This window comes from Flavobacterium kingsejongi (genome assembly GCF_003076475.1).
GTDB classification, from domain to species: domain Bacteria; phylum Bacteroidota; class Bacteroidia; order Flavobacteriales; family Flavobacteriaceae; genus Flavobacterium; species Flavobacterium kingsejongi.
This window is the reverse complement of sequence record NZ_CP020919.1, coordinates 1110369-1124909: the sequence shown is the minus strand read 5'-3', so window position 1 is coordinate 1124909 and position 14541 is coordinate 1110369. Positions and strand designations below refer to the sequence as shown.

Genomic DNA, 14541 nt, shown 5'->3' with positions numbered 1-14541 from the left:
AATTTTAATCTTAAACGATACAATTTTGCATTGCTATATTTTCTTTTATAAAAGCGACAATTTTTGCGCTGGCTTTACCATCTCCATAGGGATTATGTAAAGTACTCATCTCGTTATAAAAATCAGGATTATCTATTAATTTTTGAGTTTGGCTGACAATTTTATCACTTTCTGTCCCTACCAATATCACCGTCCCAGCCAATACTGCTTCTGGCCTTTCAGTAGTATCACGCATTACCAACACTGGCTTCCCTAAACTTGGTGCTTCTTCCTGGACACCTCCACTATCTGTAATAATTAATTTTGATCGATTCATGAGCCATACAAATGCTGGATAATTGAGTGGCGCCATTAAATATATATTTGAAATTCCTGATAGGATTTTATATACTGTATTTTTTACGTTCGGATTAAGATGGACCGGATAAACCAATATCATATCGGGATTCTTTAAAGCAATTTCTTTTAATGCCTCACATATTCTTATAAAACCTCCTACATGATTCTCTCTCCTGTGTCCTGTAACTAAAATAATAGACGCATCTACAGGAATTTTTGTTTTTAGAGTTTCAATCTCAGGAAATTCACCGGCTTCTATTATTGATAAACTCTCAAATAAAGCATCAATAACAGTATTACCAGTAACTACTATGGTATCCGGATTTATATTCTCTGATAGTAAATTATTCTTTGAAGTAAGCGTTGGAGCAAAATGGTAGTCTGCAATTACACTTGTAATCCGCCTATTTGCTTCCTCTGGAAATGGTGAACGATTATTGAAAGTCCGTAATCCCGCCTCAATATGGCCTATTTTAGTTCCAAAATAAAAAGCAGCAATTGAGGCCGCCATTGCCGTAGTAGTATCTCCATGGACGAATACATAATCTGGCCGGTATTCTTCCAGCACATCCTTTAATTTGGTAATGATTATAGCTGTTAAAGAATATAGTGTTTGCTCCTCCTTCATTACATTCAAATCATAATCAGGTATAATCTGAAAAAACTCCAAAACCTGATCTAACATTTCTCTATGCTGACCGGTAACACATACTGTAGTTTCAATAGTAGCTTCTTTTTGGAAGGCTTTGATGACAGGCGCCATTTTTATGCCTTCAGGCCGTGTTCCGAAAACAAAAAGTATTTTTTTACTCATAATAATTACAATTCAATAGTCATTTATTAAAATTACTATCTATAATAATCTGTTTTCGAATTTTACCCTTTGTCTCTTGTAAAAGGCTATGCTATAACATGCTAATAAAAAGATGCAAATTAATACAATAGGCAAAATAATGATTCTTTCACGATAAATACGGGTATTATTTTTTTGATTTAATGTACTGTTATTTTCTTTAACAATCTCATCACTGGATAAAAGCTCTATTTTCGCTTTACCATTTTCCTTAACCAGGTTTTCTTTATTTTTTAGTACCTCGCTAAGTTGTGTATTCTCGTTATAATACATCAATTTATCGCTTGCTTTATTAGGTCCTGCAATAGAATAGCTATTCAGAATTCCATCAATTTGAGCAATTGTTATATCATTCTGAGCAATTTCAGTCTTTAAATTCTGAATCGATATTGTTTGAATTTCTTTATAAAAAACACTTTCGTTAAGGTATTCCAAAATTGGCTGAATAAAATCACTATGTGAGATTCTATCTTTGGTTTGGATCCTGATCAGATGATTTTTATAATTTTTACTGGTATTTTTATCTACTAAAACTTTCTTAATATCATTCCCATCAGCCATCAGTTTCAGGACTTCCAGATTTTGAGGATTATCTTCTACAAAGTCATAAACATCTACGATGGGTTCTATTTTTATACTTATTATTTTGGAACTCTGGAGCACACCAATTTTTTTAAAAAAAACGGTATCATTCTCTCTAATTTTAGAATCCAAAAGATTGATTTTAGCATACAAATAATCCGTACTTTTAAAATTAGGCTTTACAATAATATCCTGATTGTAAGCCGTTTTTTCCCTATCCATAAAATAACCAGCCACCAATCCAATAATCAATAATAGAATTAAGGCTACAATGTTTCTTTTTACAAAAAGCATACACTTATAAATCCACCCAGCAAAACGGTCTGATAAACGACCCATCATTCTTGAAATCTGTGTTAAATCGATTTCCGGATTATCGGAATACTGTGGATTGGTTTGCATTATGAAATACTATTTTACGTTGAATATCTGTTCTAAAATCTTTATGGTAATCAAATAAGTCGGCTTTACCCCGGTTGTCCCTAAACCTCCGGATGCCAGCGTACTTCCAGTTTCCAGCGGGTTATCTGAAGCATAATATGCATACCGTACTTTCACTCCTTTTGGGATGCTGTTCCTGATTTTTGAAGCCGACTGGATGGCTTTCTGATAGTAAGCGCCTTCCATCTCCAAACCTATGACATTCCACGTAGAATCCTTAAAAAATTTCAATAAATCTTTGTTTTGCAGGGAAGTACCTAAAACCGTCACCATTGGGCCTGCAAAAACAGCAATATCGTTACCTTCAAACATTGCTGCAGTTAGTTCGTTTTCGAAAGGATAATTATCGGCTGTTCCTTCATTGATATGTGCTGATGGAATCATAATATCACCTTTACCTCCTTCCAGGATTCCGGCTTTCCCCATAATGGATACCGATTGCACATTGATGTGTGACTTTTTATCCTTGGTTTCATGATAGGGCTTTAAAAGCTCATCGATCGTTTCAAAAGCCTGTTCTCCAAAAGCATAATCCATGACAATAATAACGGGCTTTTCCTCGCTGAACTGAGCGGATGGAAAAGCAGATTTACTAATGTCTATAAGTGCAGTATCGAAAATCTGTACGTCAATGTTGGTTCCTGAAGTATCCGGTATTGAAATCATTCCGTTTTTCAACGCAAAATCTTCCACCTTGGCCCGTACTTTATCATTACCGGATTTACTAAGTTCTTCATAGATGTAAAAGTCCGGCTTATCTTTCAATTGTGTTTTTAATACATGTGTCGCATAAATCGAATTCATTACACTGTGCATGTTGGCACTGATAATATGGATTGGGCGTTCCAGTAAATGGTGTTTCTTTAATACTTTTTTGATATTAGTCGCCCAAATTTCACCGTGGATATGGTGCCCAAGACGTTCCCTTAAAATCGGGCTAAACGTAATGGTGCGTTTGTTGTTGTCAATTACTTCCTCTATGGCCAGTTTTCCCAACCAGTAAATTACATGCAGAAAACGATCAGGTTTTTCTGTAGTTCCGAAATCATCGTAAATTTCCATCACTTCCTCGAAACTTCTCCCAAGTACATTGGCCGCATGCGAAATTGCTTTTTCTCTTTCAATAAGAGGCAGTTTCTTGTCCAATAAAGCAGCCTGCTCCAGCTTTTGCCAGTCGCGAGTTACTTCATTATTGTTTTCATCCAGTAAAACACGGTCTTTTATCTTATGTGATTCTATAAAAATAAACGTCAGGTGGGTCAGGATATCATAGATATCCGAACGTCCCCTGGTAATTTCCACGTTCATCTGCTCATCATCAATACGGTAACAGTTGCGCTTCCGTTTTGGAGGTACAATCGCTTTAAAATGTGATTTCGAATACCCTTCATCCGAAGTCAGGTTAATAAAACGGCATTCTTCAATCCCAACGGGTAACCGTTCAATCACGTACAATAAACCGCTTAATTCTACTTTTTCTCCATCTATGGAGCCATATATTTCCGGACGCAACTGCAATAGTGCTTCCCGTAGCGTATCACCGGATATTCCCATGGGTTTATAAAAACCACGATTGAATAGGTGTCGCATAGTAATGTACAATCTCTCTATGGCCGCAGAAGATTCCTGGGCTCTTGAACGTATTATATTTCTGGTCTCTGTCATAATCTCTTTTTGTTTTTATGCTAAAACATTACCTTAAAAGGTATGGTAATGGTATAAAATAATATGCAAATCTATACTATTTTTATGGATTTTGTTAAGTGTGAAATTGTTTATCCCCGTTTCCGTACGGATCAATTTCAGAATGTATGTTATTATATGATAATCTAACTGTTATTAATTTGTAAGCGTCTTTATTCCCGGGTATCAAAGCATACAATTGGTTATATATTTATAGTACTATACTCTATGTTTTTACGGTATTACAATCAATTTATCCGCAATAGTACGATCATTGGCCAATCTTGGTATTTTATTTTGCCCGCCCAGTTTCCCAATGCCTTTCATATAGTTCTGAAAACCATTTTGTACTACTTTTGAAATCACAAGCGTTTGCAAAACATTCCCTACAATAAGATCATCATAATAGACATTTTGCCTGCGCATGGCATTCTCTATCTTTAAGGCGAAATCAGCCATGTTTTCCGGTTCATTTTCAAATTCAATAAACCATTCATGGTACGGTAATCCTGTCTCAGGCGTAATCTGCGGGGCTACTGTAAACTCATTCACCCGTATGTTGGTGTTTTCCATGGCTTCTTTCAGTGCTGCTTCCACCTCTTTCCCAATCACATGCTCTCCAAAAGCAGAAATATAATGTTTGATCCTGCCTGATACGATAATCCGGTAGGGTGCGAGTGACGTAAACTGGATTGTATCCCCGATATTATAACCCCAAAGTCCGGCGTTGGTAGAAATGATCAGTACATAATTCACATTCAGTTCCACTCCTCCTATCGTATAACGCTTAGCAGCTGCATCAAAAAATTCCGATGCCTTGATAAACTCATAGAAAATTCCGGAATCCAAAAGCAGTAACATCCCTTTTTCGTGCTGCGAATCTTGATAAGCAAAAAATCCTTCCGATGCCGGAAAGAGTTCAATACTGTCCACCTTTCTTCCAATCAGGTTTTCAAATTTAGCACGATACGGTTCATAATTGACCCCACCATAGATAAACAGGTTGAAATTTTTAAAAATTTCGCCTACCGGTTTATTTCCTTTTTGCTTTAATTTTTCAAAATACATTTGTACCCAGGACGGAATCCCGGAAATAATGGACATATCCTGATCGTATGTTTCGGCCACAATAGCATCCACTTTGGTTTCCCAGTCTTCAATACAATTGGTTTCCCAGCTTGGGAGTCTGTTTTTTTGCAGGTATTTTGGAACAAAATGAGCTACGATTCCTGAAAGTCTCCCGAATTTAATCCCGTTTTTTTCTTCCAAGATTGGGCTTCCCTGCAGAAATATCATTTTACCATCTACAAAATCGGACTTCCCGGTTTCATGTATATAATGCAATATTGCATTCCGGGCGGCTTCGACATGGTAAGGCATTGATTCTTTGGTCAACGGAATGTATTTGGCTCCCGAAGTCGTGCCCGAAGTTTTAGCAAAATATAACGGTTTCCCTTTCCAAAGGATATTTTCTTCCCCTTTTACCACACGCTCTACATACGGTTTTAACGCTTCATAATCCCGAACCGGGACACGCTGTACAAAATCTGCATGGGACCTGATGGCATCAAAATAGTGATCCTTCCCAAACACCGTATCTTTAGCTTCAGAAATAAGCATCTCCAATACTTTTTGCTGCGTTTCCACCGGATGCTGTGCCCATTTTTGGGTCTTATTATAAATAAGAGCAGCGAACAGTTTAGCAGAATATGATTTTATTGACATTTTATAAAGAATTGGAACGTGATCACAACGTTTAAATTAGTAGCAATGTGATGTAAGAGCATACCGCTATTCAAAATTAATAAAATTCGTAGGATTAATAGGGTATCCGTCTTTCCATAATTCAAAATGCAGGTGTATGCCTGTAGATTGTTCCCCTGTGGAACCTGCTATGGCAATTACCTCCCCGGTCCTTACAATATCACCCTGTTCTTTGGTCACCGATTCACAATGTTTGTAAACAGAGATAATTCCATCATTATGGCGAATAATAATAACATTGCCATTGGTAGGCGTCCAGTCCGAAAATAAAACGGTCCCCCCAGCGATAGCTTTTATCGGGGTATTTTTGGCCAGGGCAATGTCTACCGCATAATGTTTTTCCTTTGGGTCGTATTTTTGAGAAATGTGTCCTTTTACAGGAGGAAAAAGTACCAACGATACTTTTGGTTTTGCATTTTCAAAAAGATTGTATTTATCTTCCTGTGCCACCTGCTGGCGCAATAACGAATCGGCTTCTGATTTTTTAAAGCTGACTGCGGCATTTTTTTCTGCGGCAATAATGGAATCCTTGTCATACTTAGCCAGTTCCAGCTCCCCGGTAAGTACCTTTTTTATCGATGTTATATAGGCATCATTCTGCTGTAATACCAATTCGAGTGAATCGGATTTTATAGCCAGTTCTGTGGCTTCTTTTTTCAATTTGGAGGAGGCATAACCCGGAATATATTCCCGCAATGGGGTAAAAGCAATAATATAAGTGGTGATGGCAATCAGGAAAATGGTGGATCCTGTAATGACAACAAACACATTCATCAGGGTTAATTTCAGAGAAAAAATTTCTTCAAAAGTATCCTCGTTCAGTATAACTAATCGGTTCTTGTCGAGTAGTTTTTTCTTAATCAACTGTCTTTTAAGTCTTTTTTCAGGCATTGCATTATTTTAATCCACAAATATAGGAATTGTTGACAGGAAGTACTTTATTCTTTCGGTATTTAAGAAACGGGTATTTTATTTAGTATATTTTAACGTTTTTGTATTGCAAAAAAAACTCATATAAAAACCAGCAGTCCATTTTCTTCGTATATTTGTAAAATTATTAAACGATAAATTATGACTGCATTAAACGTATTTTTAGGAATTATTGGTGGATCAGAATGGATTCTGATCGCTATAGTAATTTTATTACTTTTTGGAGGTAAGAAAATTCCGGAATTAATGAAAGGATTAGGAAATGGGATGAAGGAGTTTAAAAATGCTACCAAAGAAGATACTCCTCCTACGTCAGCGCATTCTCAAAATAAAGACGAGAATAAATTATAATTTTTTCTAGTTAATCAAAAAAATTACCAGGAGTTTTCTAATTCCTGGTAATTTTTTCATGCTTTAAAGAATCATACTCAACTGTATTCTTTTCTTGTCCTCATCCACTTCGGTAACTTTTACCTGAACGTGCTGATGGAGTTTTACCACTTCGTTTACATCCGAAACAAAGCCTTCTTTTAGCTGCGAGATATGAACAAGTCCGCTTTCCTTGATACCAACATCGACAAAGCATCCAAAATTGGTAATATTATTTACAATTCCAGGCAACACCATACCGGTTCTCAGGTCTTTAATCGTCTTTACGCTACTGTCAAATTCAAATACTTTGGCTGATTTTCTCGGATCCAGTCCTGGTTTTTCCAACTCCTTGACAATGTCTTTCAATGTCAGTAACCCGATTTCAGGCGTACAATACTCTGCAATCTTTATTTGTGCGATCTTTTCCTTATTTCCAATAAGCTCTGATAACGAAATCTTGAGGTCCTTCGCCATTTTTTCAACAATTTTATACGCTTCCGGATGTACTGCCGAATTATCCAACGGGTTTTTACCATTGGTAATCCGTATAAATGCTGCGGCCTGCTGGTAGGCTTTCTCCCCCAGCCTTGGAACTTTCTTAAGCTGTTTCCGATCTTCAAAAGCTCCGTTTTCCGAACGGTAAGTAACAATGTTTTCGGCCATTTTTTCTCCAATACCAGAAACATAGCTCAACAGCGACTTGCTAGCAGTATTGATATTAATACCCACTGCATTAACACAACGCATTACTACGGTATCCAATTCGCCTTTTAGCAGGTTTTGGTCGACATCGTGCTGGTATTGTCCTACACCAATGGATTTGGCATCGATCTTAACAAGTTCTGCTAAAGGGTCAGACAAACGGCGACCAATGGAAACCGCACCACGCACTGTGATATCATAATTTGGAAATTCGTCCCGGGCAATTTTTGAAGCAGAGTAAATGGAGGCTCCGGCTTCGCTTACCACAAATACCTGTAGCGGTTTATCAAAAGCTATTTTCTTGATAAAGAATTCCGTTTCCCTTGACGCCGTTCCGTTTCCTATGGAAATAGCGTCGATCTTATAGGAATTTACCATCGAACGGATTTTCTTCATTGCCATAGCAGTCTCATTTTGAGGGGCATGTGGGAAAATCGTTTCATTATAGAGTAAATCTCCTTTTTCATCCAGGCAGACTACTTTACATCCTGTACGAAATCCAGGGTCAATGGCCAGGATTCGCTTTTCACCCAAAGGAGGTGCTAATAACAACTGCCCTAAATTTCCGGCAAAAACCTGTATGGCCGTTGCATCGGCTTTGGCCTTGGCTTCCTGTAGCACTTCATTCGTAATCGCAGGAACTAACAGTCGTTTGTAACTGTCTTCCATCGCTTGCTCCAGATGTACAGATTTATTTTTAGGATTTTTTACAATGACCTGTGTAATAAGTTCCAGGGCTTCTTCTTTTTCAACTGCAACTTTCAGCTTGATATAGCCTTCGTTTTCCGCACGGAACATTGCTAACAACCGGTGGGATGGCGCGCGTTGCAACCCTTCAGACCAATCGAAGTACTGTTCGAATTTTTTGGCTTTTTCTTCTTCCAATGCTGCTTTCACAACTTTAGTTGTTACCGAAGCTTTTCTTTGATAGAGCCTTCGGAGCTGTTTACGGACGTAGCTATTTTCATTGATCCATTCTGCCACGATATCACGTGCTCCCTGCAGGGCTTCATCCTCATTGACTACTGTATCATTTATATAACGTGCCGCTGCATGATCCAGATCATCTCCATTTTGTGACATTATAATTTTAGCCAACGGTTCCAAACCATTTTCACGGGCAGTATCGGCTTTTGTTTTTTTCTTCTTTTTAAAAGGCAGGTAAAAATCTTCCAGTTCATTCAAATCAAAACTCGCCTGGATCTTACGGCCTAACTCCTCTGTCAGGCTACCTCGCTCGGTAATCGATTTCAAAATAGCCTCCTTACGCTTGGTCAGGATATCATATTCCTTTTGCAGTTTATAAATTTGTTCGATAACCACTTCATCCAGATTTCCCGTCCTGTCTTTTCGGTAGCGTGCAATAAATGGAATCGTACAATCTTCCGAAAAAAGCTGTAGGGTATTTTGTATGTTGCCCACTGCTGTTGGTACCTGTTTTGAAATAAAATCAATATTGTTCATGTATACCTATATTATGCAATTACATTATAATTACTGTAAATCAAATTGTTGTGATTTTGGAATTTTGCTTTCCATACTCCACCCAAATGTACAATTATGAACGCAGGACTTAAATTATTTTTTTCAATAATTACAACAAACAGCGTCTCATAAAATTATATCAATACAGGCACTACCGGCCATAAAAAACCCTCACAGTTGCGAGGGTTATAGGATAGATTTGGACTTGCTATTTTTAGAGTCTTATTTTAGGAATTAAGGCATCTCCAATAATAGCGGTATAATTGCCTCGTTCTTTTTTAAGTGTTTCCATAAAAGCCGGTACTTCTTTTCCATAAGCTCTTTTGCTCATCGCAAAAAGCATAATGCCTTTTTTACCATTCCTATCAATCGTTCCTTTATAGCGGTAAGCATTCCATTCTATGATATCCACATTATCCGCAGTTTTAGCGCTCATTAAAAATTCAATGAGGTATTCTCCGGTTTCTTCGTTATCCAGAATTTTATAATTACAGAGTTTATCTGTTTTTTTCCTTTTTTGCAGTTCTGCCGTTTTTATTTCTACGATACGTTCCAGGGTCATACCGGATCGAATCACATCAATCCATACCATTGTTTTAAAACGCGCCGGATCTTCACCAGCTGCGAGGTACTCCTGTTTGTAGTATTCACCCTCAGGATGTGTACTAAAACTCAATTTGTACTCTGTATTTTTCAATAATAGTGATGGTAGCTTGAAATAATCTTTAGGCTGTTGTGCATGAGCAGCAAAGTTTACTAACAAACACACAAGAACAGTTTTCAGCATTTTGAGAGGTCTTTTCATTATACCGTAGTTAAAATATAAATCGGTTTACTATTAGGAACATGCAATTTTATCAACACGAGCCTGGTGTCTTCCTCCTTCAAATTCAGTAGCTAAAAATGTTTCCACCATTTCTACAGCCTGATGAATAGATGTAAAACGTGCCGGGATACTGATGATATTGGCATCATTGTGTAATTTGGCCAAAGCTGCTATTTCTTTATTCCAGCATAATGCCGCACGAATGCCCTGGTGTTTATTAACAGTCATAGCAATGCCATTTCCACTGCCACAGATTACAATACCTAAATCTGCTCTTCCGGAAGTTACATCTTCCGCAACAGGATGCCCAAAATCAGGATAGTCCACACTGGCTTCGGAATCTGTACCATGGTTTAAAACTTCATGCCCTTTTGCTGTAAGCATTGCCACAATAGCTTTTTTGTATTCCGGACCTGCATGGTCGTTACCAATAGAAATTTTCATTATCGTTATTTTTAAGTTGTGTGTACAAATTTATTAAATGAATTATATATTCTGTCACAAAACAAATAAAGAATTAATTTTGCAGCTTTTAGCATTCCACTATACATTCTATTATAGGTATACTGTTAAAACTTAATAGTTAGTAACCTACTGAATTTAACTTATTTTTTATAAGTGCTGCTACTCAGTTATTTGTAAAAAAAGACGTTTGTAAGTGGCTGATTATCATTGCATATATTTGATTCTAAATGTTAAAAAATATAGATGTTAACAATGAATACTAAATGTCTCATTTTGAATGAATTGTAAATTAACAAATACTGTTCATAACTTCAGATAGAATATAGAAAGTATTTTTTGGTTGTATCGGAAAAAAATGTAATCCAAAATGCAAACTTATAAACCTAATTTAGTTTGGTGAATTTTTAGAAAAGTTATCAGCAGCTTCGGTTGTGTTGTTAACAGTAATTAACAAGTAAACTTATTAAAGATTTTTATAGTAAATAGGTTATCAACAGTTGTGAATAACCTTTTAAAAAACCTTAGAAATGAAAGGTTTAAAGTTCTAAAACTATGTTAACAACCCTATATAAAAAAGCAAAACTATAAATCAGTGTCTTTTTCAGGAAAGTTTTAGGCCTTATTAACAAGCTATAATACCCATTAAAAAAATTTAATTTTAAATCTTTTCTTTTTTATTATTTTAATGAATGTTAACAACTATGAAAATGAAAAGAAAAAAAATAAAGTAACGTCTGAGATTATACAATTTTGAGATGGTTATTCCTGTTGAATTGATCGAGGATTTCAGTAACGGTTTCGAGATCGTTGGGATGGACTTTCAGTTTGATTCCGCCAAAGGCCTGGGAATACATCGGGACAATACTTGACATCGTTTCATTTTCAAAAAAGTAAACAATACCGGAATCAGTTAATAAGTGTTTTAGTATGGTTATCTCATGGGGGTAATTGAAAATAGCAACTGTAATAAAATCTTCCATACGTTGAGTTGAGTATTAGTGCGGATATTTGTTGATCCTATGGATATAAATTTACCTAATTTATTTTGCTATGCTCTCAAAATCATTGCCAAAAGGTTATTATTTGTTTAAAAGTCCCCAATGTTATCGTAAACTGCCAACAATTTTGTAATTTTAAGAATTATTAGAAAAGAAATATGAGTAAGAAACTAAGAAAACCTGTAAAGAAACATACAGATTTTACAGAAAAAATTTTAAAAATACTATCACAAAGTCCCAATAAAGTATTTAATTATAAACAGATAGCTGCTAAGCTTGAAGTTGATGATACCCAAAGTAGGAATCAGATTATTAAAGACCTGAAACTACTATCTTCCAAAAAAAGCATAGACGAAACAGAGCCTGGAAAATATAGCCTTACTGTCAATAGCCCAGATTATTATGAAGGCACTATTGATATGACAAGCCGCAAAACGGCTTATTTTGTATCGCCTGATTTTGAAGATGATGTGTTCATTCCGACCAATAACCTGAACAAAGCACTCGATGGCGATAAGGTTAAAATTTATGTGTACAACCGAAGAAGAGGCAAAAAGCCTGAAGGTGAGGTAATTGAAATCATTGAACGTAAGAAAACGGACTTCGTAGGAGTTATTGACATCCAGAAAAATTTTGCTTTTGTCTCTACGGCAAATCCAAAAATGTATACGGATATCTTTATTCCGAAAGAGAAATATGGGGAAGCAGAAAACGGTGACGTGGTACTGGTTCACATTGAAGACTGGCCAGCAAAAGCCGATAGCCCATTTGGTACCGTTATCAAAGTACTTGGAAAACCAGGAGAACACAATACTGAAATCCATGCAATATTAGCAGAATACGGCCTCCCGTATGATTTCCCTGTTGAAGTGGAAGCCTATGCACAAAAGATTGATACTTCTATCGAAGCTTCTGAGATAGCGAACCGCCGGGACATGCGTGATACACTAACGTTTACGATTGACCCTAAGGATGCTAAAGATTTTGATGATGCCCTTTCCTTTAAAAAATTAGAAAATGGCAACTATGAAATTGGGATCCATATTGCCGATGTTTCCTATTACCTGCAGGAAGGAACGATACTGGATGAAGAAGCGTACCAACGTGGAACTTCTGTTTATTTAGTGGATCGTGTGGTACCGATGTTACCTGAAGTACTATCAAATTTTGCTTGTTCTCTTCGTCCGAATGAAGAAAAATATACTTTTTCGGCAGTGTTTGAGATTACAAATGATGCCAAACTGGTAAATCAATGGTTTGGAAGAACAGTTATTTATTCCGATCAGCGGTTTGCGTATGAGGAAGCACAGTATATCATAGAAACCAAAGACAATACTATCCCGGAAGAGATTTCAATTACTGGAGCTGCCTATGTAGTGCCGGATGAAATTGTAGCTGCTACCTTGAAACTCGATGAGCTTGCTAAAATCTTCAGGAGAAAAAGAATGGCCGATGGTGCGATCTCATTTGATAAAGTAGAAGTAAAATTCAATCTGAATGAGGAAGGCGAACCTACCGGTGTGTACTTTAAAACATCAAAAGATGCCAATCACCTGATTGAAGAATTCATGCTGTTAGCCAATAAAAAAGTAGCAGAATACATTGGTAAGCAAAAGAAAACATTTGTCTATCGTATTCACGATGAGCCTAATGAAGATAAACTGATCAATTTACAAACTGTTATTTCAAAATTCGGGTATTCCATTAATTTCAAAACTAAAGGGGATATTTCAAAATCACTGAACAGCCTTTTGACAGCAGTTCAGGGTAAAAAAGAACAAAATTTAGTGGATACGCTTACAATTCGTACGATGAGTAAAGCGAAATATTCTACGGAAAACATAGGCCATTATGGTCTTGCCTTTGATTATTATTCTCACTTTACCTCTCCGATCCGTCGTTATCCTGATGTTATGGTGCACCGTCTATTGCAATACTATCTGGATGGTGGAAAATCTGTAGACCAGGAGGTATATGAAGAAAAATGTGTGCATGCTTCCAATATGGAAAATTTAGCGACAAGTGCAGAGCGGGATTCTATCAAGTACATGCAGGTGAAATACATGCAGGATCATCAAAACGAAGAATTTGTTGGGGTTATTTCAGGGGTTACCGAATGGGGAATCTATGTTGAAATCGTTTCCAATAAATGTGAAGGTATGTGCCGTATCCGTGAAATTAAAGATGACTATTACACATTCGATGACAAGCAATATGCTTTGGTTGGAGAAGTTTCCGGGAATATTTTACAGCTTGGGGATGAAGTAATTGTAAAGGTAAAAAATGCTGATTTAGTGAAGAAACAACTGGATTTCAGTTTCATACGTAAAAATGAATAGTACGTTCTAATGTCTTATTTTAAAATGAATTGAATATGAAAAAAATAATTATTGCAGCTTTCCTGTTAGTAGCACAGGCAAATTTTGCACAAACCGTGACCAAAGAAACAGGTGATTTTGATGAAGTAAAAGTTTTTGACCGTATCTCGCTACAGATGATTCAGTCGAAAGAAAACAAGATTGAAATTACAGGTGCCCGAAGTGAAGATGTAGAAGTCATCAACAAAAATGGTGAACTTAAAATCCGTATGAAATTTAGCAAACTCCTGAAAGGAGAAGAAGTTACAGCCAAGCTTTATTTTAAAAATATTGATAATCTGGAAGCCAGTGAAGGATCGTATGTATCATCTGAAGATACTTTAAAAGCGGTATCTTTTGAAATCAATGCCAGAGAAGGTGCTGAAATAAAAGTAAAATTAGATGTTGATAAATTAAAATCAAGAACTACACGTGGTGGAATTCTGAAATTATCAGGTAAAGCCACCAATCAGGAAGCATCTATTACTACCGGTGGTATTATTGAAGCGAGAAACCTGGCCACAAGCCAGACTACAATCAAGATTACAACAGGTGGTGAGGCAGATGTAAGTGCTACTGATCTTGTAGATGCCAATGTGAAAGCAGGTGGTACCATCACGATCTACGGAAAACCTAAGAAAATCAATCAGAAAACGATCCTTGGAGGTTCTATTGTGGAGGCTGGAAAATAGTTTATTTAAAATTGTTTAAATTGCCGCCTGAAAAAAGAATAGTTTCAAACAC

Annotated in this window: 12 protein-coding genes; 3 read left to right on the top strand and 9 right to left on the bottom strand. The window is 36.5% G+C overall.

The window, feature by feature from the left end; translation table 11 throughout:
- Positions 1 to 10 precede the first annotated feature (10 nt).
- From wecB to FK004_RS04540, 5 genes are all read right to left on the bottom strand, one after another.
- On the bottom strand, positions 11 to 1153 hold the full coding sequence (gene wecB / locus FK004_RS04560; RefSeq protein WP_108736197.1) for a non-hydrolyzing UDP-N-acetylglucosamine 2-epimerase: 1143 nt from the start codon (positions 1151 to 1153) through the stop codon (positions 11 to 13).
- A 39-nt stretch (positions 1154 to 1192) separates the two neighbouring features.
- Positions 1193 to 2176 carry a hypothetical protein gene (locus FK004_RS04555; protein WP_108736196.1) on the bottom strand — a complete coding sequence of 328 codons (984 nt, stop codon included), beginning with the start codon at positions 2174 to 2176 and terminating at the stop codon, positions 1193 to 1195.
- 9 nt (positions 2177 to 2185) lie between these two features.
- Entirely contained in the window at positions 2186 to 3880 is a 1695-nt protein-coding gene (locus tag FK004_RS04550) for a DUF6909 family protein (protein ID WP_108736195.1), read from the bottom strand.
- Between the two features lie 252 nt (positions 3881 to 4132).
- On the bottom strand, positions 4133 to 5623 hold the full coding sequence (locus FK004_RS04545; protein ID WP_108736194.1) for a GH3 family acyl-acid amido synthetase: 1491 nt from the start codon (positions 5621 to 5623) through the stop codon (positions 4133 to 4135).
- A 66-nt stretch (positions 5624 to 5689) separates the two neighbouring features.
- On the bottom strand, positions 5690 to 6553 hold the full coding sequence (locus FK004_RS04540) for a M23 family metallopeptidase (protein ID WP_108736193.1): 864 nt from the start codon (positions 6551 to 6553) through the stop codon (positions 5690 to 5692).
- 180 nt (positions 6554 to 6733) lie between these two features.
- Between FK004_RS04540 and tatA the strand changes: the two genes are divergently transcribed.
- On the top strand, positions 6734 to 6943 hold the full coding sequence (tatA, locus tag FK004_RS04535; protein ID WP_108736192.1) for a twin-arginine translocase TatA/TatE family subunit: 210 nt from the start codon (positions 6734 to 6736) through the stop codon (positions 6941 to 6943).
- A 63-nt stretch (positions 6944 to 7006) separates the two neighbouring features.
- Here tatA and FK004_RS04530 read toward each other — a convergent pair whose 3' ends face one another.
- The 4 genes from FK004_RS04530 to FK004_RS04515 form a co-directional block, all read right to left on the bottom strand.
- Positions 7007 to 9130, bottom strand: a complete 2124-nt coding sequence (locus FK004_RS04530; RefSeq protein WP_108736191.1) for a Tex family protein — start codon at positions 9128 to 9130, stop codon at positions 7007 to 7009.
- A 235-nt stretch (positions 9131 to 9365) separates the two neighbouring features.
- Positions 9366 to 9956: a hypothetical protein gene (locus FK004_RS04525; protein WP_157956030.1), complete on the bottom strand. Its 591-nt coding sequence runs from the start codon at positions 9954 to 9956 to the stop codon at positions 9366 to 9368.
- Positions 9957 to 9989: 33 nt separating this feature from the next.
- Positions 9990 to 10421, bottom strand: coding sequence for a ribose 5-phosphate isomerase B (gene rpiB / locus FK004_RS04520; RefSeq protein WP_108736189.1), 432 nt, complete (start codon positions 10419 to 10421; stop codon positions 9990 to 9992).
- A gap of 761 nt (positions 10422 to 11182) precedes the next feature.
- On the bottom strand, positions 11183 to 11422 hold the full coding sequence (locus FK004_RS04515; protein WP_108736188.1) for a putative signal transducing protein: 240 nt from the start codon (positions 11420 to 11422) through the stop codon (positions 11183 to 11185).
- 176 nt (positions 11423 to 11598) lie between these two features.
- Here FK004_RS04515 and rnr point away from each other — a divergent pair, with 176 nt between their 5' ends.
- Positions 11599 to 13779 carry a ribonuclease R gene (rnr, locus tag FK004_RS04510; protein WP_108736187.1) on the top strand — a complete coding sequence of 727 codons (2181 nt, stop codon included), beginning with the start codon at positions 11599 to 11601 and terminating at the stop codon, positions 13777 to 13779.
- A 35-nt stretch (positions 13780 to 13814) separates the two neighbouring features.
- The gene (locus tag FK004_RS04505; protein ID WP_108736186.1) at positions 13815 to 14489 is read left to right on the top strand and encodes a head GIN domain-containing protein; all 675 of its coding nucleotides are present in this window, start codon (positions 13815 to 13817) and stop codon (positions 14487 to 14489) included.
- Positions 14490 to 14541 lie beyond the last annotated feature (52 nt).